Source organism: Microbacterium sp. Y547 (genome assembly GCF_057669785.1).
This window is the reverse complement of the sequence record NZ_JBYHFN010000003.1, coordinates 119,942-142,790: the sequence shown is the minus strand read 5'-3', so window position 1 is coordinate 142,790 and position 22,849 is coordinate 119,942. Positions and strand designations below refer to the sequence as shown.

General features: G+C 68.2%; 20 protein-coding genes. All 20 read left to right on the top strand.

The window, feature by feature from the left end; genetic code table 11:
- The first annotated feature begins 44 nt into the window (after window positions 1-44).
- The 20 genes from AC25Y0_RS06040 (at window position 45) to AC25Y0_RS05945 (ending at window position 22,848) form a co-directional block, all read left to right on the top strand.
- Window positions 45-740: an L-threonylcarbamoyladenylate synthase gene (locus AC25Y0_RS06040; RefSeq protein ID WP_488122141.1), complete on the top strand. Its 696-nt coding sequence runs from the start codon at window positions 45-47 to the stop codon at window positions 738-740.
- Window positions 737-1,897 (top strand): MraY family glycosyltransferase, encoded by a 1,161-nt coding sequence (locus AC25Y0_RS06035; protein WP_488122142.1) that lies wholly within the window; start codon window positions 737-739, stop codon window positions 1,895-1,897. Before AC25Y0_RS06040 ends, AC25Y0_RS06035 begins: the two co-directional genes overlap by 4 nt.
- Window positions 1,894-2,421 (top strand): Cg1360 family ATP-synthase-associated protein, encoded by a 528-nt coding sequence (locus tag AC25Y0_RS06030; RefSeq protein ID WP_488122143.1) that lies wholly within the window; start codon window positions 1,894-1,896, stop codon window positions 2,419-2,421. Before AC25Y0_RS06035 ends, AC25Y0_RS06030 begins: the two co-directional genes overlap by 4 nt.
- A 130-nt stretch (window positions 2,422-2,551) precedes the next feature.
- The gene (atpB, locus tag AC25Y0_RS06025) at window positions 2,552-3,343 is read left to right on the top strand and encodes a F0F1 ATP synthase subunit A (protein ID WP_488122300.1); all 792 of its coding nucleotides are present in this window, start codon (window positions 2,552-2,554) and stop codon (window positions 3,341-3,343) included.
- A gap of 46 nt (window positions 3,344-3,389) precedes the next feature.
- The gene (atpE, locus tag AC25Y0_RS06020) at window positions 3,390-3,626 is read left to right on the top strand and encodes an ATP synthase F0 subunit C (protein ID WP_141882353.1); all 237 of its coding nucleotides are present in this window, start codon (window positions 3,390-3,392) and stop codon (window positions 3,624-3,626) included.
- A 29-nt stretch (window positions 3,627-3,655) separates the two neighbouring features.
- Window positions 3,656-4,207, top strand: coding sequence for a F0F1 ATP synthase subunit B (locus tag AC25Y0_RS06015; RefSeq protein ID WP_488122144.1), 552 nt, complete (start codon window positions 3,656-3,658; stop codon window positions 4,205-4,207).
- Window positions 4,207-4,998 (top strand): F0F1 ATP synthase subunit delta, encoded by a 792-nt coding sequence (locus AC25Y0_RS06010; protein ID WP_488122145.1) that lies wholly within the window; start codon window positions 4,207-4,209, stop codon window positions 4,996-4,998. Before AC25Y0_RS06015 ends, AC25Y0_RS06010 begins: the two co-directional genes overlap by 1 nt.
- 82 nt (window positions 4,999-5,080) lie before the next feature.
- On the top strand, window positions 5,081-6,721 hold the full coding sequence (gene atpA / locus AC25Y0_RS06005) for a F0F1 ATP synthase subunit alpha (protein WP_488122146.1): 1,641 nt from the start codon (window positions 5,081-5,083) through the stop codon (window positions 6,719-6,721).
- A gap of 20 nt (window positions 6,722-6,741) precedes the next feature.
- Window positions 6,742-7,638, top strand: coding sequence for a F0F1 ATP synthase subunit gamma (locus AC25Y0_RS06000; protein ID WP_488122147.1), 897 nt, complete (start codon window positions 6,742-6,744; stop codon window positions 7,636-7,638).
- Window positions 7,639-7,660: 22 nt separating this feature from the next.
- Window positions 7,661-9,109 carry a F0F1 ATP synthase subunit beta gene (gene atpD / locus AC25Y0_RS05995; RefSeq protein ID WP_488122148.1) on the top strand — a complete coding sequence of 483 codons (1,449 nt, stop codon included), beginning with the start codon at window positions 7,661-7,663 and terminating at the stop codon, window positions 9,107-9,109.
- A 2-nt stretch (window positions 9,110-9,111) separates the two neighbouring features.
- Entirely contained in the window at window positions 9,112-9,372 is a 261-nt protein-coding gene (locus AC25Y0_RS05990) for a F0F1 ATP synthase subunit epsilon (RefSeq protein ID WP_488122149.1), read from the top strand.
- 67 nt (window positions 9,373-9,439) lie between these two features.
- Window positions 9,440-10,189 (top strand): YaaA family protein, encoded by a 750-nt coding sequence (locus AC25Y0_RS05985; protein WP_488134444.1) that lies wholly within the window; start codon window positions 9,440-9,442, stop codon window positions 10,187-10,189.
- 151 nt (window positions 10,190-10,340) lie between these two features.
- On the top strand, window positions 10,341-11,174 hold the full coding sequence (locus AC25Y0_RS05980) for a large exoprotein (protein WP_488122150.1): 834 nt from the start codon (window positions 10,341-10,343) through the stop codon (window positions 11,172-11,174).
- A gap of 129 nt (window positions 11,175-11,303) precedes the next feature.
- Complete coding sequence (locus AC25Y0_RS05975; protein WP_488122151.1) at window positions 11,304-12,296, top strand: aldo/keto reductase; 993 nt, start codon at window positions 11,304-11,306, stop codon at window positions 12,294-12,296.
- Window positions 12,297-12,422: 126 nt separating this feature from the next.
- Window positions 12,423-14,156, top strand: coding sequence for an ABC transporter ATP-binding protein (locus tag AC25Y0_RS05970; protein ID WP_488122152.1), 1,734 nt, complete (start codon window positions 12,423-12,425; stop codon window positions 14,154-14,156).
- Window positions 14,153-16,228 (top strand): ABC transporter ATP-binding protein, encoded by a 2,076-nt coding sequence (locus AC25Y0_RS05965; protein ID WP_488134369.1) that lies wholly within the window; start codon window positions 14,153-14,155, stop codon window positions 16,226-16,228. The genes AC25Y0_RS05970 and AC25Y0_RS05965 overlap by 4 nt, the downstream gene beginning before the upstream one ends.
- A 58-nt stretch (window positions 16,229-16,286) precedes the next feature.
- Window positions 16,287-17,057: a PP2C family protein-serine/threonine phosphatase gene (locus tag AC25Y0_RS05960; protein WP_488122154.1), complete on the top strand. Its 771-nt coding sequence runs from the start codon at window positions 16,287-16,289 to the stop codon at window positions 17,055-17,057.
- A gap of 93 nt (window positions 17,058-17,150) precedes the next feature.
- Window positions 17,151-19,997 (top strand): FtsK/SpoIIIE domain-containing protein, encoded by a 2,847-nt coding sequence (locus AC25Y0_RS05955; protein ID WP_488122155.1) that lies wholly within the window; start codon window positions 17,151-17,153, stop codon window positions 19,995-19,997.
- 32 nt (window positions 19,998-20,029) lie between these two features.
- Window positions 20,030-21,595 (top strand): APC family permease, encoded by a 1,566-nt coding sequence (locus tag AC25Y0_RS05950; protein ID WP_488122156.1) that lies wholly within the window; start codon window positions 20,030-20,032, stop codon window positions 21,593-21,595.
- A 23-nt stretch (window positions 21,596-21,618) separates the two neighbouring features.
- Window positions 21,619-22,848, top strand: coding sequence for a saccharopine dehydrogenase family protein (locus AC25Y0_RS05945; protein WP_488122157.1), 1,230 nt, complete (start codon window positions 21,619-21,621; stop codon window positions 22,846-22,848).
- Window position 22,849: the final 1 nt, after the last annotated feature.

Here is a 22,849-nt window from a genome sequence, read left to right as displayed (position 1 = left end):
AGCACAGGGGAACACCGGCCGGCGCTGATTAGACTGTCCGGGTCATGTCCTCCCTCTTCGACTGCCGCGATGAGTCGCAGCTTCTCCCCGGCATGCGCGAGGCGCGCCGCGCCATAGCGCGCGGCGGGCTGATCGTGCTGCCCACCGACACCGTCTACGGAGTCGGCGCCGATGCGTTCTCCGCTTCCGCCGTGCAGCGGCTGCTCGACGCGAAGGGAAGGGGGCGCCAGTCGCCTCCGCCCGTGCTCGTTCCCGGTGTCGACACGCTGCGGGCCCTCGTGGCCGAGGTGCCCGAGCCGGTCGAGCGCCTGGTCGAGCAATTCTGGCCCGGCGGCCTCACGATCGTCATGCCGGCCCAGCGGTCGCTCACGTGGGATCTCGGCGAGACGCACGGCACCGTCGCCGTGCGGATGCCCGACCACCGCATCGCCCTCGAGCTGCTCGCCGAGACGGGGCCGCTCGCGGTGTCCAGCGCGAACCTCACGGGCAAGTCCGCCGCTGTCCTCATCCACGAGGCGCAGCAGATGCTCGGCGACTCCGTCGAGGTCTATCTCGACGGAGGGCCGTCGGCGACAGGGGTCGCCTCGACGATCATCGACGCCACGGGCCTCGTGGGTGCAACCGAGCCCGTCGTGCGCGTCCTGCGCGACGGCGCCATCGGAAGAGCGCGCCTGCGCGCCGTCCTGGGCGACCTGCTCGAACCCGACCCCGAGGAGCACGGCGACGGCGAGATCGCGTGAAGCAGTACATCTTCACGATCATCTTCACGGCGGCGCTGACCTTCGCGCTGTCGTGGGGCGTGTGGCGATTGAGCCTGAAGTACAAGCTGTACTCGGGCATCCGGGAGCGCGACGTCCACAAGCAGCCGACGCCTCGCCTCGGCGGTATCGCGATGTTCCTCGGCGTGACGGCGGCCTTTCTCGTCTCGGCGCAGAACCCCTTCTTCGAGCTCGTGTGGGCAGCCCCGGAGCGCATCTGGGCGATCCTCGCGGCGACGCTGCTGATCGTCGTGGTCGGCGTCGCCGATGATCTCTGGGACCTCGACTGGATGATCAAGCTCGGGGCGCAGTTCCTCGCCGCGGGCTGCATCGCGTGGTTCGGCGGCCTGCAGATCTACGCACTGCCGATCGGCGGCATGACCGTGTGGTCGAGCTGGATGAGTTTCACCCTCACCGTCTTCGCGATCGTCGTCGTCATGAACGCCGTCAACTTCATCGACGGCCTCGACGGCCTCGTCGCCGGGGTGTGCCTCATCGCGAACGTCGTGTTCTTCGCCTACTCCTACCTCTTCGCGCGCGACACCGGCGCGAGCACCTACTTCAACCTCGCGTCGTTCATCGCCGCCGTGCTGATCGGCGTCTGCATCGGGTTCCTGCCGATGAACTGGAGTCCCGCGAAGCTCTTCATGGGCGACTCGGGTGCACTGCTGCTCGGGCTGCTCATGGCGACCTCGGCGGTTGCGATCACGGGTCAGCTCGAGCCGTCGATGCTCGACCCGGACGAGTTCGGCCGCTCGCAGCTGCTCGGTGCCTTCATCCCGATCCTCTTGCCGATCGTGGTGGTGCTGCTGCCCCTCCTCGACTTCGGCCTCGCCGTCATCCGTCGCATCAGCAAGGGCAAGTCGCCCTTCTCGCCGGACCGCAAGCACCTGCACCACCGCATGCTCGACATGGGCCACACCGATCGCGACGCCGTGCTGATCTTCTACGCGTGGACGGCCGTGGTGAGCCTCGGCTTCCTGCTGATGTACATCGGCACGCAGTCCGATTGGCCGGGGGACTACCTGTTCGGGGTCGCCTTCGGCGTCGTCGGCGTCGCTGTGTGCCTCGTGTTGACCTTCCTTCCCTCGCGCCGGCGCTCGCCGGTCGCAGCCAGACCCCAGGAGAACGCCCGATGAACACCAGCCCGGTTTCGAGCACCCCGATCCTGCGCGCCACCCTGCTGTGGTCCGCCGCGCTGACGGCCGTCCTCGCCGTGCTCGGCGCTGTCCTCGGCTTCGTCGTCGCCGGTACCGACGGGTTGTGGAGTGCGCTGGCGGGGGTCCTTCTGGCAGCGATCTTCCTCGCCATCACGGGGACGAGCATCCTCATCGCCAACCGCTGGTACGGCGACCCGATCTATGTGCCGCTCTTCTTCGGCATCGTGATGGGCGGCTGGATCCTCAAGTTCATCGTCTTCATCGTGCTGCTGCTCGTTCTGCGCGGCCAGCCGTGGATGGAACCCACCATCTTCTTCGTCGCGGTCGTCGCCAGCGTGCTGGCTGCGCTCGCGATCGATGTCGTCGTGATGCTGCGCATGCGCATCCCGCACGTGAGCGATGTGACCCTGCCGACCTCGAATCCGGAGGACGCGCCCGCCGCCGAAACGGGGTTCGACGCCAACACGGGGACCGAAGCGGATTCAGGGGGCTCCAAGGTTTGATAGGCTGAATCTCGCGCCCGCCCGCTCGGTTTCCGAGTGCTTGCGGAGTGACGCTCACCGACCATCGTCGCAACGGTCCTAGACCGGTGCCCCGAAGCTGGAGCCCGCGCTGATTACTCAAGCTGCGACCCTGATCGCCCACGCCACCGTGGACGAGGGACCCGAGTTCCACGGACCCTCGATCACGGAATTCTTCCCCGAAGCGATCTTCACGATCGGCGGGTTCGAGTTCAACCGAATCCACATGGTCCAGATCCTCGCGACCATTGCGGTCGTCCTGGTCTTCTGGATCGGCACCCGGCGGATGAAACTCGTCCCCGGCCGTTTCCAGAGCCTCGTCGAGATGGGGCTGGACTTCGTCCGCGTCAACATCGCCGAGGACCTTCTGGGTAAGAAGGACGGCCAGCGGTTCCTGCCCATCCTCACGACCATGTTCTTCATGATCCTGTTCATGAACCTGACCGGGGTCATCCCGTTCTTGAACATGCCGGGAACGGGCATCATCGCGGTGCCGCTGCTGCTCGCACTGGTGAGCTACTTCACCTTCATCTACGCGGGTATCAAGAAGAGCCCCAAGAACTTCTTCAAGAACGCGCTCTTCCCCTCGGGGGTCCCGCCGGTTCTCTACATCATCGTCACGCCGCTCGAGTTCATCTCGACGTTCATCATCCGGCCCGTGACGCTGACCCTCCGACTGCTCATGAACCTCATGGTCGGTCACCTCATGCTGGTCCTGTTCTTCGCAGCGACCCAGTTCTTCCTCCTGGACCTCGGCGGGTGGTGGTCGGCTCTGGCTGCAGGCTCCCTCGCCTTCGGCTTCGCCTTCACAGCCTTCGAGCTGCTGGTCGCCTTCCTCCAGGCATACGTCTTCGCCATCCTCACCGCGGTCTACATCCAGCTCGCGGTGGCTGAAGAGCACTGAGCGGGCAGGCTCGCGCCTACCCACCCAACCGAAAGGAAACACCCCCGTGGACGCAACTACGGTTCTCGCCCAGGTCTCCGGTTCCATCGCGACCGTCGGCTACGGCCTCGCCGCCATCGGTCCCGCCATCGGCGTGGGCATCGTCGTCGGCAAGACGATCGAGGGCGTCGCCCGTCAGCCCGAGCTGGCCGGCCGCCTGCAGGTCCTCATGTGGATCGGTATCGCCTTCACCGAGGCGCTCGCCTTCATCGGCATCGCCACCGCCTTCATCTTCGGCTACTGATCCGCCCCCACCAGTCTTAAGGAGACAGGATGCTGAACGCTCTTGTCACGTACGCCGCGGAAGAGGGCGAGTACAACCCGCTCATCCCCGCGTGGTACGACATCATCTGGTCAGCGGTTTGCTTCGTCGTCATCCTCTTCGTCTTCTGGAAGGTCGCCCTTCCCAAGATGAAGGCGATGCTCGACCAGCGTGCCGTTGCGATCGAAGGCAACATCGCCAAGGCCGACGAGGCACAGCGCAAGGCCGAGGCCGCGCTGGCCGAGTACACGGCTCAGCTCGCCGACGCCCGCAAGGAAGCCGGAGAGATCCGTGACGCCGCGCGTGAGGATGGCAAGAAGATCGTCAGCGAGGCGAAGGAGAGCGCGACCGCCGAGGCGGCCCGCGTGACCGCAGCCGCGCACGCACAGATCGAAGCCGAGCGTCAGAGCACCCTGGTGTCGCTGCGCAGCGAGGTGGGCACACTCGCCCTCGACCTCGCCGGCGGAGTCATCGGCGAAGCGCTCTCGGATGACGCGAAGGCTCAGGCGGTCGTTGACCGCTTCCTCGCCGACCTCGAGGCGTCCGAAGGAGCAAAGGCGTAATGGGCAGCGCGACCACTCAGGCCCTCGCGGCGACGATGGCGGCGCTCGACGCCGCGTCGGGAGTCGATCTCGACGTCGCCCGCGAGCTGTTCGCCGCGGCGCGTGCTGTCGGCGACTCGTCGCAGCTGAGCGGCGCGCTGGCCGACTCCGCCGCACCGCCCGCTGCACGGCGCAAGGTCGTCGAGGACGTCTTCGGCGCGATGGTGTCGGCCACGACGGTGTCGTTGCTGACCAGCGCGGTTGATCAGCGCTGGTCGTCGGCGTCGGATCTCGTCGACGGCATCGAAGAGCTTGCCGTGCGCGTCGCAGCGAACGCGACCGTCGGAGTCGACATCGAGGGGGAGCTGTTCCGGTTCTCCCGCACGGTCGCCGCGAACCCCGAGCTCGAACTCGCCCTCGGGAGCCGTCTCGGCGATCGGTCGGCGAAGGGGGCCCTCGTCGAGAAGCTCCTCGGCTCACGCGCGAACCCGGCGACGACGCTCATCGTCTCCTCGCTCGTGCAGCAGCCGCGCGAGCGACGCGTGCGCCGGATGCTCACGTGGGCCGAGCGACTCGTCGCCGACCAGCGTGGCCGCAAAGTCGCAACGGTCTTCTCGGCGGTGCCGCTGAGCGAGGCGCAGTCCACTCGTCTCGCCGCGCTGCTCGCGCAGCGCTATGACGCGGCCGTGGCGCTGAACACCGTCGTCGATCCCTCCGTGGTCGGCGGCCTGCGCGTGCAGATCGCCGACGATGTGATCGACGCGAGCGTCTCGTCACGACTGGCAGACCTGCGGCAGCGGCTCGCGGGGTAGTACAGACTTCCCGCCGGTTCAGCCGAGCCGGCGGAGACTTCGGGGCCGACGCCCCACACCGTAGTGAAACAAAGGGAAGACAATGGCAGAACTGTCAATCAGCCCGGACGTCATCCGTGACGCGCTGAAGGATTTCGTCGCCGCGTACGAGCCCACCGGGGCCGCGGCGACCGAGGTCGGCACCGTCATCGACGCCGCCGACGGCATCGCCCACGTCGAGGGCCTGCCCGGCGTCATGGCGAACGAGCTCGTGACGTTCGCGAACGGCACGCTGGGCCTCGCTCAGAACCTCGACGAGCACGAGATCGGTGTCGTCGTACTCGGCGAGTTCTCCGGCATCGAAGCCGGTCAGCAGGTCACGCGCTCCGGCGAGGTTCTGTCTGTCGCCGTCGGCGACGGCTTCCTCGGCCGTGTCGTCGACCCGCTCGGCAACCCGATCGACGGTCTCGGCGAGATCTCGCCGATCGACGGCCGCCGCGCGCTCGAACTGCAGGCGCCCGGCGTCATGCAGCGCAAGAGCGTGCACGAGCCCCTGCAGACGGGCATCAAGGCGATTGACGCCATGATCCCGGTCGGCCGTGGCCAGCGCCAGCTCATCATCGGTGACCGCCAGACCGGCAAGACCGCCCTGGCGATCGACACGATCATCAACCAGAAGGCCAACTGGGCTTCGGGCGACCCGTCGAAGCAGGTGCGCTGCATCTACGTCGCGATCGGTCAGAAGGGCTCGACGATCGCCTCCGTCAAGGGAGCGCTCGAAGACGCCGGCGCCATGGAGTACACGACGATCGTCGCGGCTCCGGCATCCGACCCCGCAGGCTTCAAGTACCTCGCGCCGTACACCGGTTCGGCCATCGGCCAGCACTGGATGTACGACGGCAAGCACGTCCTGATCATCTTCGATGACCTGTCGAAGCAGGCCGAGGCCTACCGTGCCGTGTCGCTGCTGCTGCGTCGCCCGCCGGGCCGTGAGGCCTACCCCGGTGACGTCTTCTACCTGCACTCCCGTCTGCTCGAACGTTGCGCGAAGCTCTCCGACGAGCTCGGCGCGGGTTCGATGACGGGTCTGCCGATCATCGAGACGAAGGCCAACGACGTCTCGGCGTACATCCCGACCAACGTCATCTCGATCACCGACGGCCAGATCTTCCTGCAGTCCGATCTGTTCAACGCCAACCAGCGTCCCGCTGTCGACGTCGGCATCTCGGTCTCGCGAGTCGGCGGTGACGCTCAGGTCAAGTCGATCAAGAAGGTCTCGGGCACGCTCAAGCTCGAGCTGGCCCAGTACCGCTCGCTCGAGGCGTTCGCGATGTTCGCGAGCGACCTGGATGCGGCATCGCGTCGCCAGCTGGCGCGCGGTGCGCGACTGACCGAGCTGCTCAAGCAGCCGCAGTACTCGCCGTACCCCGTCGAGGAGCAGGTCGTCTCGATCTGGGCCGGAACCAACGGCAAGCTCGACTCCCTCGAGGTCGAAGACGTGCTGCCCTTCGAGCGCGAACTGCTCGATTACCTGCGCCGGAACACCTCGATCCTCGACACGCTCCGCGAGACGAACGTGCTCGATGACGCGACCGCCGCCGAGCTCGAGAAGAAGACCGACGAGTTCATCCTCGAATTCCGTGCGGGCAAGGGTCAGGCGATCGGGAAGCCGGGACACGAAGAGGTCGCTGCTGCTGCGGCTGACGACGTGAACCAGGAGAAGATCGTCAAGGGCCGCCGCTAACCGCGGGCTGGACAGGAACCATGGGCGCACAACTGCGGGTCTACAAGCAGAAGATCAGTTCTGCTCAGACGACCAAGAAGATCACGAAGGCGATGGAACTCATCGCGGCTTCGCGTATCCAGAAGGCGATGGCGCGTGTTCGCGCGTCGACGCCCTTCGCGAGGGCCGTGACACGGGCCGTCTCCGCCGTGGCGACACACTCCAACATCGATCACCCGCTGACCGTCGAACGCGAGACGATCCGCCGCTCCGCCGTCGTGATCTTCACGTCGGACCGGGGCCTGGCGGGCGCGTTCAACTCGCAGATCCTCCGCGAGGGTCTCGAACTGGCCGAGCTCCTGCGTCAGCAGGGCAAGGAGCCGGTGTTCTACCTGGTGGGCCGCAAGGCCGTCGGATACTTCCAGTTCCGTCGGATGGATGCCGCCGCTGAGTGGACGGGCGACACGGACACGCCGCACTTCTCGACGGCGGAAGAGATCGCAGCCGTGCTGCTGGACTCTTACGACCGTGGCGGGCAGGATGGCGGGGTCGACGAGATCCACCTCGTGTACAACCGCTTCGTCAGCATGATGACCCAGTCGCCCGAGCAGGTCCGCCTGCTCCCGCTCGAGGTCGTCGAAGCCGAAGAGCCGACCGCGGCGCAGGTGTACCCGCTCTACGAGTTCGAGCCGGACGCATCCGTCGTGCTCGATGCTCTGCTGCCGGTGTACATCCAGAGCCGCGTCTTCAACGCTCTTCTGCAGTCGTCGGCGGCGAAGCACGCTGCGACGCAGAAGGCGATGAAGTCCGCGAGCGACAACGCCGACAAGCTCATCACCGACTACACGCGCCTGCGCAACAACGCTCGCCAGGCCGAGATCACGCAGCAGATCGCCGAGATCGTCGGCGGCGCCGACGCGCTCTCGTCCGGCAAATAGATCCCACGAAAGAGAAGAAGCCATGAGCCTCACCGCTGAAAAGACGGACACCTCCGTCGTCGGCCGCGTCGCGCGCGTCACCGGCCCGGTCGTCGACATCGAGTTCCCGCACGATTCGATCCCCGACATCTACAACGCGCTGAAGACGACGATCGTCATCGACGGCGAGTCCAACGAGATCACGCTCGAGGTCGCTCAGCACCTCGGCGACGACCTCGTCCGGGCGATCGCCCTCAAGCCCACGGACGGCATCGTCCGCGGCCAGGAGGTGCGCAACACGGGCGAGCAGATCACTGTTCCGGTCGGCGATGTCACCAAGGGGAGGGTCTTCAACGTCACGGGTGACATCCTCAACGCCGAGCCCGGCGAGAAGATCGAGATCACCGAGCGCTGGCCCATCCACCGCAAGGCGCCGAACTTCGACCAGCTCGAGTCGAAGACGCAGATGTTCGAGACCGGCATCAAGGTCATCGACCTGCTCACCCCGTACGTCCAGGGTGGAAAGATCGGCCTCTTCGGCGGTGCCGGCGTCGGCAAGACCGTCCTCATCCAGGAGATGATCCAGCGCGTCGCGCAGGATCACGGTGGTGTGTCTGTGTTCGCCGGTGTCGGTGAGCGCACGCGTGAGGGCAACGACCTCATCGCCGAGATGGACGAGGCGGGTGTCTTCGACAAGACGGCCCTCGTCTTCGGCCAGATGGACGAGCCGCCGGGAACGCGTCTGCGCGTCGCCCTGTCGGCACTGACGATGGCGGAGTACTTCCGCGACGTTCAGAAGCAGGATGTGCTGTTGTTCATCGACAACATCTTCCGCTTCACGCAGGCCGGTTCCGAGGTCTCGACGCTGCTCGGCCGCATGCCGTCCGCCGTCGGTTACCAGCCGAACCTCGCCGACGAGATGGGTGTGCTCCAGGAGCGCATCACCTCGACCCGCGGTCACTCGATCACGTCGCTCCAGGCGATCTACGTCCCCGCCGACGACTACACCGACCCGGCACCGGCGACGACGTTCGCCCACCTGGACGCCACGACCGAGCTCTCGCGTGAGATCGCGTCGAAGGGTCTTTACCCGGCCGTCGACCCGCTGTCCTCGACGAGCCGTATCCTCGACCCCCGCTACATCGGTGAGGACCACTACCGTGTGGCGACCGCCGTGAAGCAGATCCTCCAGAAGAACAAGGAACTGCAGGAGATCATCGCGATCCTCGGTGTCGACGAGCTCTCCGAAGAGGACAAGATCGTCGTGTCGCGTGCACGTCGCATCCAGCAGTTCCTCTCGCAGAACACCTACATGGCCAAGAAGTTCACGGGTGTCGAGGGTTCGACGGTTCCGATCAAGGAGACCATCGAGTCGTTCGACGCCATCGTCAAGGGTGACTTCGACCACGTCGCCGAGCAGGCGTTCTTCAACGTCGGCGGCATCTCCGACGTCGAAGAGCAGTGGGCGCGGATCCAGAAGGAGAACGGCTGATCATGCCGCTCAACGTGAGTCTCGTCTCCGCCGACGCGGAGGTCTGGTCGGGAGAGGCGTCGCTCGTCGTCGCCAAGACCGTGCTGGGCGAGATCGGGTTCATGCCCGGTCACGAACCCGTGCTCGCGATCCTCGCCGAAGGCCAGGTGCGCATCACGGAGACCGCTGGGACGAAGATCGTCGCGAACGCCGAATCCGGCTTCCTCTCGATGTCGGGTGACGAGCTGACGATCGTCGCGGGCAACGCGGCGCTCATCTCCTGAACACAGATACCTCGAACGCCGCCCGGTCCGCCGGGCGGCGTTCGCCTTTTCCTGGGGCCAAGTGACCGTGCTGATACTGCTGCCGCCGTCTGAAACCAAGCGCCCGGGCGGGACCGGCGCCCCGCTCGACCTGTCGCGGCTCGCGATGCCCGACCTGCTGCCGCAGCGCGAGCGCGTCACGGACGCCCTCGTCCGCCTCTCGGACAACCCCGACGAAGCGGCGCGCGTGCTCAAGCTGAGTGCCCGTCAGCGGGGTGAGGTCGAGGTGAACGCTGCCCTGCGCCGCGCCCCGACGATGCCGGCCGTCGACCGCTACACCGGCGTGCTCTACGACGCCCTGGATGCGGAGTCGCTCGACGGCGCCGCCCGGCGCTGGCTCGGGCATCACGTGCTGCTCCACTCGGCGCCTTTCGGACCCGTCGGAGCGCTCGATCCGATTCCGCCCTACCGCCTCGCGGCGGGGGCCTCACTGCCCGGGCTCGCGCCGCTGCGACGCGAGTGGGCGGATGCCGTCATGTCGGCGTTCGTGCAGACCTCCCCGTCGTTCGTGCTCGACATGCGCTCCGAGGCATATGTCGCGCTCGGACCCGTGCCGATGGGGGTCGAGTCGGCCTATGTGCGGGTCGTCACGGAGGGCGACGATGGCGCCACACGCGCCTTGAACCACTTCAACAAGCGCGCGAAGGGTCTGCTCGTACGCCGCCTCGCGACGGTGCGGCCGCGGATCCAGTCCCGTCGCGGGTTCGTGCGCTGGAGCGAAACGGCGGGTCTGCGCGTGAGCGAAGGCGCCGCCGGCGAGCTCCACCTCTTCGCCTGAACCACGCCCGCCCACGGGGGTGATCCCCCCGAAACGCCGGTCGTACGTGCCCGGCGGTGCGGAGTATCGCTAGCATGTACGCCGCGGGCGCTCTGCTCGCCGGTGCCGTGGGAACACGCGTGTCGACACCAGCGGTCTAGGAGGCCGTCCTTTGTCTGACTACTACGATTACGACGGGGCCTGGGCTTTCGCGTGGCTCCTGCTGATCCTTCCCTTTCTCCTGATCTTCGCGCTCGCGGGATACCTTCTCTCGTCGTGGTTCCTCATGCGGATCTTCGACAAGGCCGGCGTGCAGGGCAAGTGGCGCGCCTGGGTGCCCGTCTACAACCTCATGGTCCTCGCCAAGCTCGGTGACTTTTCTCCGTGGGTCATGCTCGGTGCGGTCGTCGCCTCGTCGGTGCTCGGACAGATTCCGGTCATCGGATGGGTCTTCGGACTCGTCGCCCTTGCAGCCGGCATCATGGTCGGGTGGCGCGTCGGGCTCAAGCTCGACAAGGACTGGCCCTTCCTGCTGCTGTGGCTCATCCCGGGTGTCGGCCCGCTCATCTGGCTCGGGGTCCTCGCCTTCACGTCGTCGCCGTGGAACCCGGGCATCCGTCCCGCGCCGTGGGTGAACTCGTTCCTCAAGGACAACGTGGTGTGGCAGGGCATTCCGATTCAGCCCGGTGCGCCCGTCGGTGGCGGTGCCTACGGTCAGCCGGGCGCCGGCTACCAGGCCCCGCACGCCGGTTACCAGCCCCCTCCGGGCTACCAGCCGCCCGCCGGTTATGCGCCTCCGCCCGCACCGCCTGCCGGATACACCTCACCCCCCGCACCGCCCTCGGGGTACACGCCGCCGCCCGCACCGCCGGCACCGCCCGCACCGCCCGCGGCCCCGGTCTCGGCCGACTCGCCCGCGGCGCCCGAGGCCCCCGCCTCGCCCGAGCCCCCCGCATCGCCGGAACCCCCGGTCACGCCGGACGCTCCTGACTCGCCTCGCCCCTGACATCGATGACCCCCGCTCTGCGGGGGTCATCGTCTTTGGACCCGACGGCGTCGGTGTCCCGAGGTGGCTGGGCCACTGGCTGGCTCCGCCTCTCGGCGCTGCGGCGCGCACGCCGCTAGCCTCGGGTGCATGACATCCGACATCCCTGCGCGCCGCGTCGGCGCCTCTGGTCTGCTCGTCTCTTCGGTGGGCCTCGGCTGCAACAACTTCGGGCGCGAAGGCACCCGGACCGAGACTCTCGAGGGCACCCGCGCCGTGCTCGACGCGGCGATCGCCGCAGGCGTGACCTTCCTCGACACGGCGGACATGTACGGGCGTGACCCGGGGCTGTCCGAGAGTCTCATGGGCGAGGCGCTCCAGGGTCGACGCGACCATGTCGTGCTGGCGACGAAGTTCGGTCATCACGCGCGCGACATGGGCTACCCGGTCTCGGGGGCGAAGGCGTCACGGGCGTACGTCCGCCGCGCCGTCGAAGGGTCGCTGGCACGGCTCAAGACGGACTGGATCGACCTGTACCAGCTGCACACACCCGATCCCCAGACGCCGATCGAAGAGACCCTCGACGCTCTCGGCGACCTCGTGCGCGAAGGAAAGGTCCGCTATATCGGCCACTCGAACTTCGCGGGCTGGCAGATCGCAGAGGCGCACTACGTCGCCGCGGAGCGTGCCGGCATCCCGTTCGTGTCCGCACAAAATCACTACAGCCTGCTGGCACGGGCGGCTGAGCGCGAAGTCCTGCCGGCCGCCGAGCGTTTCGGGCTGGGGTTCCTGCCCTACTTCCCGCTGCACAACGGGCTGCTCACCGGCAAGTTCTCGCGCGGACACGCCCCCGCCGATTCACGGATCATGCGCCAGCGGGAGCACGTGTGGCGGGATGCCCCGTGGGATGCGCTCGAGGCCTATCGGGCATTCTGTGACGAGCGCGGCATCACGATGTTGCAGGCGACGTTCGGGTGGCTGCTCGCGCGGCCCGGCCTTGCGAGCGTCATCGCCGGCGCGACGAGCCCCGAGCAGGTCGAGGCGAATGCTGCGGCCGTGACCGCCTGGACCCCGACCGCCGACGACATCGCGGCGATCGATGCCCTGTTCCCGCTGCCCGAGGATCCCGGCGCTCGCGTCTGACTCGGCCCCGCAGGACGAAGCGCGTCGGTGTCGAGCCGGCGGCGCGGACGGCTTGGTCTTGCCCCCGGAGAGGCGTAGCGTATGTCGAGCTGCGCTCTCTCCCTCAGGGAGTAGGAAAGGACCTTCGTGCTCGGTAAGCTCCTGGCGCGCTATCTGCGCCCCGCCTGGCCGCTCATCGTCGCCGTCGTGTTCTTCCAGCTCGCGCAGTCGATCGCCTCGCTCCTGCTGCCGACGCTCAACGCCGACATCATCGACAAGGGCGTCGTCGTCGGGGACATCCCCTTCATCTGGTCGACCGGCGCCGTCATGCTCGGCGTCAGCCTCGTGCAGATCGTGTGCGCGATCATCGCGGTGTACTTCGGTTCACAGCTCGCGATGGGAGTCGGCCGCGACCTGCGCGCCGACTTCTTCCACCGCGTCGTCGCCTTCTCGCAGCGCGAGATCGGGCGCTTCGGCGCGGCATCCCTCATCACCCGCAACACGAACGACGTGCAGCAGGTGCAGATGCTCGTGCAGGTGTCGGCGACGCTCATGGTGTCGGCGCCCATGCTCGCGATCGGCGGCGTCATCATGGCCGTCAGCCAGGACGCGGGCCTGTCGTGGCTCATGGCGGTCGCCATCCCCGTCCTCCTGATCATCGTCGGGCTCATCGTCTGGCGCATGGTGCCCGCCTTCACCCGCATGCAGGCCCGGATCGACCGCATCAACCAGATCATGCGCGAGCAGCTCACGGGCATCCGGGTCGTCAGGGCGTTCGTCCGCGAGCGCGAAGAGGCCGCGCGGTTCACCAAGGGCAGCGCCGACGTCATGGAGACGGCGCTGCGCGCGGGCAACCTCATGGCGCTGATGTTCCCCGCCGTCATGCTCGTGATGAACCTCTCCAGCGTCGCCGTCATCTGGTTCGGCGCGTTCCAGGTGCAGAACGACGGCGTGCAGATCGGCACCCTCTTCGCCTTCCTCACCTATCTCATGCAGATCCTGATGGGCGTCATGATGGCGACCTTCATGTTCGTGATGATCCCGCGCGCAGCCGTCTGCGCCGATCGCATCGGAGCCGTGCTCGACACGACTCCGTCCGTCGCCGCTCCCACTCGTGCGATCACCCCGCCCGTCGCCGCCGGCCGCATCGAGTTCGATGGCGTCGACTTCGCGTACCCCGGTGCCGACGACGCGGTGCTGCGCGACATCTCGTTCACGGTCGAGCCCGGCACGATGACGGCGATCGTCGGCTCGACCGGGTCGGGGAAGTCCACCCTGATCGGCCTGGTGCCGCGCCTGTTCGACGCGACCGCGGGCAGCGTCCGGATCGACGGAACCGACGTCCGCGACTACGACCCCGACGACCTCTGGGCGCGGATCGGACTCGTCCCGCAGCGAGCCTTCCTCTTCTCGGGAACCGTCGCATCCAACCTGCGCTACGGCGACGAGCACGCGACCGACGAGCAGCTGTGGCAGGCGCTCGAGACGGCGCAGGCCCGCGACTTCGTCGAGGCCCTTCCCGAAGGGCTCGACGCCCCCATCGCGCAGGGCGGCACGAACGTGTCGGGCGGGCAGCGTCAGCGCCTCGCGATTGCGCGGGCCCTCGTCCGTCGTCCCGAGATCGCCGTGTTCGACGACTCGTTCTCGGCCCTCGACCTGAGAACGGATGCTGCGCTGCGCAAGGCGCTCCTGACGGATCTGCCCGGGACCACGAAGCTCATCGTCGCGCAGCGCGTCTCGACGATCCAGCGCGCCGACCAGATCGTGGTGCTCGATCACGGGCGCATGGTCGGGGTCGGCACGCACGATGAACTCCTGCGCACCAGCGACACGTACCGCGAGATCGTCGAATCCCAGATGTCGGTCGAGGAGGCGGCATGAGCGGCCCCGGTGGCGGCCCGCGTCGCGGACCCATGGGTCACGGCGCCGCCCAGAGTGTGGGTGAGAAGGCGCAGAACTTCGGTCCCAGCGCGAAGCGCCTGCTTGCGACGCTGCGCACCGATCTGCCGCAGCTCATCGTCGTGCTCGTGCTCGGCGTCCTCTCGGTAGCGCTCTCGGTCGTCGGGCCGAAGATACTCGGCGAGGGCACGAACGTCGTCTTCGCCGGTTTCATCTCGATGCAGACGCCCGAGGGCCTCACGAAGCAGCAGGTGATCGACCGGCTCGTCGCCGAGGGAGACACCCAGCAGGCCGAGATGCTCGGGGCGATGGACTTCGTGCCCGGCGCCGGCATCGACTTCAGCCGCCTCGCCTGGATCCTCGCCGCCGTGCTCGCGGTCTACCTCTTCGCCGCCATCTTCGGCTGGCTGCAGGCGCGCATCCTCAACGTCGTCGTGCAGCACGCGATGCACCGCCTGCGGCTGCAGGTCGAGGACAAGATCCATCGGCTGCCGCTGTCGTACTTCGACCGCGTACAACGCGGCGAGCTTCTCAGCCGCGTCACGAACGACGTCGACAACATCGGCCAGACGATGCAGCAGACCCTCTCGCAGGTCGTCGTGTCCCTGCTCACCGTCATCGGCGTGCTCGTGATGATGTTCATCATCTCGCCCCTGCTCGCGCTCATCGCGCTCGTCACGATCCCGCTGACGATCGTCATCACGGTGCTCGTCGCGAGGCGCTCGCAGAAGCTGTTCGTCGCGCAGTGGAAGAACACCGGAATCCTCAACGCCCGCGTCGAGGAGACCTTCTCGGGGCACGCCATCGTCAAGGTGTTCGGTCACCAGCGCGAAGCCGAAGAGCTCTTCCGCGCAGAGAACGAGGAACTGTACCGGGCGAGCTTCGGTGCGCAGTTCGTCTCGGGCGTCATCATGCCGGCGATGATGTTCATCGGAAACCTCGTGTACGTCGCGATCGCCGTCGTCGGTGGCCTGCAGGTGGCATCCGGTCTGCTCTCGATCGGCGATGTGCAGGCGTTCATCCAGTACTCCCGGCAGTTCACCCAGCCGCTGAGTCAACTCGGCTCGATGGCGAACCTCCTGCAGTCGGGCGTCGCGAGCGCCGAGCGCGTGTTCGAACTGCTCGACGAGAGCGAGCAGGAGCCCGATCCCGATCCCGCCGAGACAGCGCCCGAGTCGGCGAGCCGGCTCGCGTTCGAGGATGTGTCGTTCCGCTACGTGGCGGACAAGCCGCTCATCGAAGGCCTGTCGCTCGAAGCGCGACCAGGATCGACCGTGGCGATCGTCGGGCCGACCGGCGCCGGAAAGACGACCCTCGTCAATCTCATCATGCGGTTCTACGACGCCGATTCGGGCCGCATCACGCTGTCGGATCCCGAGTCGGGTGACACTCCGGTCGACATCCGGCTGATGACGCGTGACGATCTGCGCTCGCGCACCGGCATGGTGCTGCAGGACACATGGCTGTTCGCCGGCACCATCCGCGAGAACATCGCGTATGGGTATCCGGATGCCACCGAAGACGAGATCATCGCGGCGGCCAAGGCCGCCTATGTCGATCGCTTCGTGCACGCGATGCCCGACGGCTACGACACGGTGCTCGATGACGAGGCGACGAACCTCAGCGCGGGGGAGCGTCAGCTCGTCACGATCGCGCGAGCGTTCATCGCCGATCCGAGAGTCCTCATCCTCGACGAGGCGACGTCGTCGGTCGACACCCGCACGGAGCTGCTGATCCAGCGGGCGATGTCGAAGCTGCGCGCAGACCGCACGGCCTTCGTCATCGCGCACCGCCTGTCGACGATCCGCGACGCCGACCTCATCCTCGTGATGGAGGACGGTGCGATCGTCGAGCAGGGGACGCACGACGAGCTGCTCGCGGCCAGAGGCGCGTACTGGCGCCTGTACAACGCCCAATTCGAGGCTCCGATCGATGACCCGGAAGACACCGCCCCGATCACGGCGCCCTCGCCGACGACCGGGCCGCTGTCCACCGGGCAGATCATCACCGAGGTCGAAACCGATGGTGCCGCGGGGGAACCCACTAGGATATGAGCACGCCGGTCCCGCCGCTCCGGCGGACCAGGCGACCGGTTCACGGGGAGGACGGCCAGTGCCCGACACAACGACGCAGTCCTGCGCCGTCACGGTCCCCGGTGGTCGAATCGATCTGTCGTGGGCCGCGCTCACGCATCGTGGACGCCGTCGCGAGATCAACCAGGACGCCGTCCTCACCCACTTCCCGCTCTTCATCGTGGCCGATGGGATGGGCGGGCACATCGGGGGCGAGATAGCGAGCGCGAGTGCCGTCGACCGGCTCGGCGCGCTCGGTGAGTCGGTCACGCCCAAGGCGATCGAGAAGGCCCTGGCCCGTGCCGTGAAGGACATCTCCGCGCACCCCGAGGCGACCGACGAGGGCACCGGCACGACCGTGACCGGCCTGTACCTCGACGTGTCCGGTGTCGCGCCGCACTGGGTCACGCTCAACATCGGCGATTCGCGCGTCTACCTTCTGCGAGACGGCACGATCGCGCAGATCACGACCGACCACTCGGTCGTGCAGGAGCTCATCGCGGCGGGCCGGCTGAGTCCTGAAGAAGCCGAGAACCACCCGTACGGCAACGTCATCACCCGCGCCGTGGGGCCGAGCGACGGTGTGACGCCCGACTACGTGAGACTCGAAGTGGCGGACGGGGACCGCTTCGTCATCTGCTCGGACGGCCTCACGAAAGAGCTGACCGACTACGGGATCCAGCACTTCCTCGCCGAGAACGCCGACCCTGCGGATGCTGCGCGAGCCATGCTCGATGCGGCGCTCGAGAACGGCGGACGGGACAACATCACGATCATCGTGCTCGACGTCGTGCGGACGAGCACCGACTGAGACGGTTCCTCCCCAGCCGGGGCAGCGCACGCCGTCGTGCACATTCGCTCTGTGCGTCCCGTCGAGTGTCGGCGACAGGCGTGGAATGGGCCGGTGACGATCGCCACCGCACCCCGCCGAGCCCTGGCCGACGAACTCGACGACGCCGAGCCGCTCATTCTTCCCGACGCGTGGACACCACCCGCGCGTCCGCCGCTACCGCTCATCGCCTCGGCCGTGCCGGTCATCGGCGCCGTCGTGCTGTGGCTCGTGACGGGGTCGCTCTTCGCGCTCCTGCTGGCGGGGCTCGGGCCACTCATCGCACTCGCGAGCGTCGTCGACGGGCGGCGGGCCGCGCGGCGTGAGAAGAAGCGGGCCGCCGAAACGGCGGCGCTCGCGCGAGGCCGTGTCGCGAGGTCGGTCGAGCGTCGGCATGACGCCGAGCGTCGACGCCGGTGGGCGCGGCATCCCGATGTCGCGAGGTTCGCGGCGCGCGACGGCGACGTGTGGCGCGAACTCTCGGATCGGTCGGCCGCGCTCGTCGTGGGCACAGGAGAGGTGCCGAGTGGCCTGAGCGTGAGCGGAGGCGCCGGCGACGCAGACGCCTCCTCGCTGCGGGCCCGAGCCACGCGCCTGCCGGGGGCGCCCGTGCTCATGGCGGCCGATGACGGGCTCGCCATCACGGGCGGTCCGGCGCTCGCTTCGGCCGTGCACCGCGCGCTGGTGCTGCAGCTGTGCCTCGCGACGGCACCCGGCGCTCTGCGGCTCGTGGGGGCGATCCCGGCCGACCTCGCCTGGATGCGCGAGCTGCCGCACTGCCACGCTCCGACCGGACGAACACTCGCCGTGACGGCCGAGCCGATGTCGCCGCCGGCCGACATCACGATCGCCGTCGTCACGCCCGGAGCCGACCCGCCACCGGGTTGTCGCGGCCGCTTATCGGTATCGTCACCCCACCGCGCGATGCTCGACGACGGAACGGGAACCCGCGAGGTCGCGGTCGAAGCCGTCGGTATCGAGCAGGCGACCGCGATCGCGGGGGAGCTGGCCGGCCGTGCCGCGCGCACGCTCGGCTTCACGCCGCACGGCGACGAGCCGGTGCGCTTCGCCGACCTCGCGGGTAGCCCTTCCGCCCCGGGCAGGGGCACGCTCGACGCCGTCGTCGGCCTCGCGGGCGGGCATCCGTTCGCGGTCGATCTCGTCGCGGACGGCCCGCACGCGGTCGTGGCCGGGGTCACCGGCTCAGGCAAGAGCGAGCTGCTCATCACCTGGGTGCTCGCGCTCGCAGCGGGTCGTTCGACGCGCGATGTGAGCTTTCTGCTGGCGGACTTCAAGGGCGGCACGGCGTTCGACGCGCTGCGAGCACTGCCGCACGTCACCGGCGTCATCACCGACCTCGACGGGTCCGGTGCTCGGCGGGCGATCGAGAGCCTGCGGGCCGAGATCCGGTGGCGGGAGGCCGAGCTCGCGCGGATCGGTGCGCGCGACATCCTCGACGAGCGTGTGGACCTACCCCGTCTCGTTGTGGTCGTCGATGAGTTCGCGGCTCTGCTCGCCGAGCATCCTGAACTGCACGCCGTCTTCGGCGACATCGCCGCGCGCGGACGAGCGCTCGGGCTGCATCTCATCCTCGGGACGCAGCGTGCCGCGGGCGTCATCCGCGACAGCCTGCTGACGAACTGCCCGCTGCGCCTCAGCCTGCGGGTGACCGATGCCGCCGACAGTCGCGCGCTCATCGGCACCGACGATGCCGCGGTTCTCCCCGGTGGTGTCGCGTCGCGCGGCGTCGCGCTGATCCGGCGGGCTGCCGACGCGCACCCGCAACGTGTCCGCGTCGCGCTGACGGGCGGCGATGACATCACCGCCGTCGCGCGGCGGGCGGTGGGCCCGGCCCCCCGGCGGCCGTGGCTGCCCGACTTGCCGACCATGATCTCGCTCGCGCGGACGAAGGCCCTGGTGACAGATCCGGACGCCGCCGATCTGCTCATCGGCGTCGCGGACGAGCCGGAGCGGCAGCGGCAGCGCGCGGTCGGACTCGGGCTTGCTGATCGCGGCCTGCTCGTGGTCGGCGGCCCGGGCTCGGGCAAGACGACGGTGCTCGACACGATCGCCGAGCAGGCGCGCGCCGTGCGCCGCATCTCGGGCGATGGCGAGTCCATGTGGGATGCCGTCGCGGCCCTCGTCGACGACCCACCGCCGCCCGGCACCGTCGTCATTGTCGACGACCTCGATGCCGTACCGGCCCGCTTGTCGCCAGAGCATGCACAGCTCGTGACCGAACGGCTCGAGATGCTCTTCCGCGGTGCGGGTGCGGCAGGCATCCTCGTCGTCGCGGCGACGCAGCGCCTCGTGGGTGCCACCGCCCGCCTCGGCGAGATGCTGCCGAGGCGCCTCGTCCTCGCCACGACATCGCGCGCCGAGCACCTCGCAGCCGGCGGTGATCCCTCGTGCTACGCGGTCGACGCTCCGCCTGGACGGGGCCGGCTCGGAGCCCTCGCCGTGCAGGTGGCGCTGCCCGACGGCATCCGTACCCGTGCGTCGGGGGCTCCAGATGCCCCCTGGGTCCCACGCGCGTCGCTCACAGGACTCGTGACACGGCGCCGCGCGGCGGCGCGAGCGGCGCTCGAGGCGTGGGCCGACACCGGCGTGCGCTCGCTCTCGCTCGACGAATACGCTGCCGACCCCTCTGTGACGGCCTACGGCCCCGTCGTGCTCGTCGGCGACCCCGATGACTGGCAGCGCGAGTGGCGGCTGCTCGCCCGCGTGCGGGCCGATCACGAGCTGGTCATCGACACCTCGTGCGCCGCCGAATACCGCGTACTGAGCGGATGCCGCGATCTGCCGCCGTACGCGGTCCCCGGCGCGGGACGCGCCTGGCTGATCTCGCAGGGCGGTGACGCCGTGCGGATCGTCCTTGAAGGGCGCGGCATCCGGTCAGAACGTCCCGGGCCGACTCCTTGACCGCCCACAGAGCGCGGTCGTACGTTCGGGGTGTGGTCACAACCCCGATCCATCTGGAACGACCCGAGGGGAAAGGGCTCGCCGCCGGCACACTCGGCCTGTGGGGATCCACCGTCATCGGACTGGCCTCGACCGCGCCCGCTTATTCGCTCGTCGCGACACTCGGCTTCGTCGTGCTGGCGGTGGGTGCACAGGCGCCGATCGCCTTCGTGATCGCGTTCATCCCGATGCTGTTCATCGCCTTCGCCTACCGCGAGCTGAACAATGCGGTGCCCGACTGCGGCACCACCTTCACCTGGGCGACGAAGGCGTTCGGCCCGTGGGTGGGCTGGATGGGAGGCTGGGGCGTCGCCGTGGCAGGAATGGTGGTGCTCGCCAACCTCGCGCAGATCGGCGGCATCTACTTCTGGGCACTCGTCGACGGCATCGTCGGCACGAGCGAGAACGCCCTCCTCTCTGACAACGTGCCCCTCGTGACGGCGACAGGTGTCATCTTCATCGCCCTCATGACCTGGATCAGCTGGCGCGGAGTCGAGATCGGCGAGCGGATCCAGAATGTGCTGCTGGCCATCCAGTACCTCGCGCTCGGGATCTTCGTCGTCGCGGCGCTCTGGCAGTTCTTCGCCGGCACGGCGCCCAACCCGACGCCATTCGACTGGCAGTGGTTCAACCCGTTCGCCTTCTCGGAATGGAGCGGTTTCACCGAAGCCGTGTTGCTCGCCCTGTTCATCTACTGGGGCTGGGACACGTGCCTCGCCCTCAACGAAGAGACGAAAGACCCCCAGCGCATCCCCGGGCTGGCCGCCCTGCTCACGTGCGTCCTTCTGCTCGTCACCTACGTGCTGGTCACGATCGCGGCCATGATGTACGCCGGTCTCGGTGAGTCGGGGACCGGGCTCGGCAACGAAGCCAATGCCGACGACTTCTTCCTCGCGGTCAAAGACGGACTGCTCGGCCCCGTCGGCTGGTTGCTCGTGGTCGCCGTGCTCATCTCGGCGGTGTCGTCGACGCAGACCACGATCCTGCCGACGGCGCGCGGCACGCTGTCGATGGCGGTCTACCGGGCTCTGCCGGCGCGCTTCAAGGCGGTGCATCCCGTGTACAAGACGCCGTCGTTCTCGACGCTCGTGATGGGGATCGTGGCGTCGCTGTACTACATCGGCATGACTCTCATCAGCGACAATATCCTGCAGGACTCGATCCTCTCGCTCGGCCTCGCGATCGCGTTCTACTACGCCGTGACCGGCTACGCATGCGTGTGGTATTTCCGGCGCGAGCTGTTCACGTCGGCCCGCAACGTCGTCTACCGGCTCGTGCTGCCCCTGCTGGGTGCACTCATGCTCACGTATGCGTTCGTGCAGTCGGCGATCGACATGTGGGACGTCGACTACGGCTACACGGTGCTGTTCGGCATCGGCGGAACGTTCGTGATCGGAGTGGGCGCCCTGGCCGTCGGCGTCATCCTCATGCTCGTGTGGTTTCTCTTTCCGCGGTCGAAGCGGTTCTTCCGCCGTGAGAGCCTCAACCGCGACACCCCGGTGCTCGTGCCCGACGCGCCGGGCGAGGTCACCCGCTCCGTCGACGGCGGAATCGCGTGACCGCGACCGTGACAGGAGACAGCATGCGCATCCTCATCATCGGCGCGGGCGGCGTCGGTTCCGCGGCAGCCCGCATCGCCATCCGGCGGAGCTTCTTCGACACGCTCGTGATCGCCGACTACGACCCCGCTCGTCCGCAGGCGCTCGCGGCGGAACTCGCCGATGACCGGATCGTCGCGGCCCAGGTCGATGGGTCCGACGCGGACTCGGTCGCAGCGCTCCTCCGCGCGCACGACGTGACCCACGTGCTCAACGCCGTTGATCCGCGCTTCGTCATGCCGATCTTCGACGGCGCGTTCGCGGCCGGTGCGACGTACCTCGACATGGCGATGAGCCTGTCGCAGCGGCATCCGGAACGGCCGTTCGATCTGACCGGCGTCAAGCTCGGCGATGAGCAGTTCGCGAAAGCACAGCAATGGGCGGATGCCGGACGGCTCGCCCTCGTCGGCATCGGCGTCGAACCGGGGCTCTCGGACGTCTTCGCGCGCTACGCCGAAGACCACCTCTTCAGCGAGATCGACGAACTGGGCGTGCGCGACGGTGCGAACCTCGTCGTCGAGGGGTACGACTTCGCTCCGTCGTTCTCGATCTGGACGACGATCGAGGAATGCCTCAACCCGCCGGTCATCTATGAGAAGGACCGCGGCTGGTACACGACCGAGCCGTTCTCCGAGCCGGAGGTCTTCGACTTTCCCGAGGGCATCGGCCCCGTCGAGTGCGTCAACGTCGAGCACGAGGAAGCGCTGCTCATGCCGCGGTGGACCGGCGCGAAGCGGGTCACGTTCAAATACGGCCTCGGCGACGAGTTCATCGAAGTCCTCAAGGTGCTGAACAAGCTCGGACTGGACCGCACAGACAAGGTCGACGTGAAAGGGACCAGCGTCTCGCCGCGCGACGTCGTCGCGGCGTGCCTGCCCGACCCCGCCACGCTCGGCGACAGGATGACGGGCAAGACGTGCGCGGGGGTGTGGGTGAGAGGCGCAGGCAAGGACGGCGCTGCGCGATCGACCTACCTGTACCACGTCGCCGACAACGAGGTCACGATGCGCGAGGACAACTCGCAGGCCGTCGTGTGGCAGACCGCGATCAACCCCGTCATCGCGCTCGAGCTGCTCGCGACGGGTGCCTGGTCGGGGGTGGGTGTGCTCGGTCCTGAGGCGTTCGATGCCAAGCCGTTCCTCGACCTGCTCGCCGCGCCCGCACCCGAGGGCTACGGGTCCCCGTGGGGCATCCAGGAAAAGCCCGTCGGCTGAG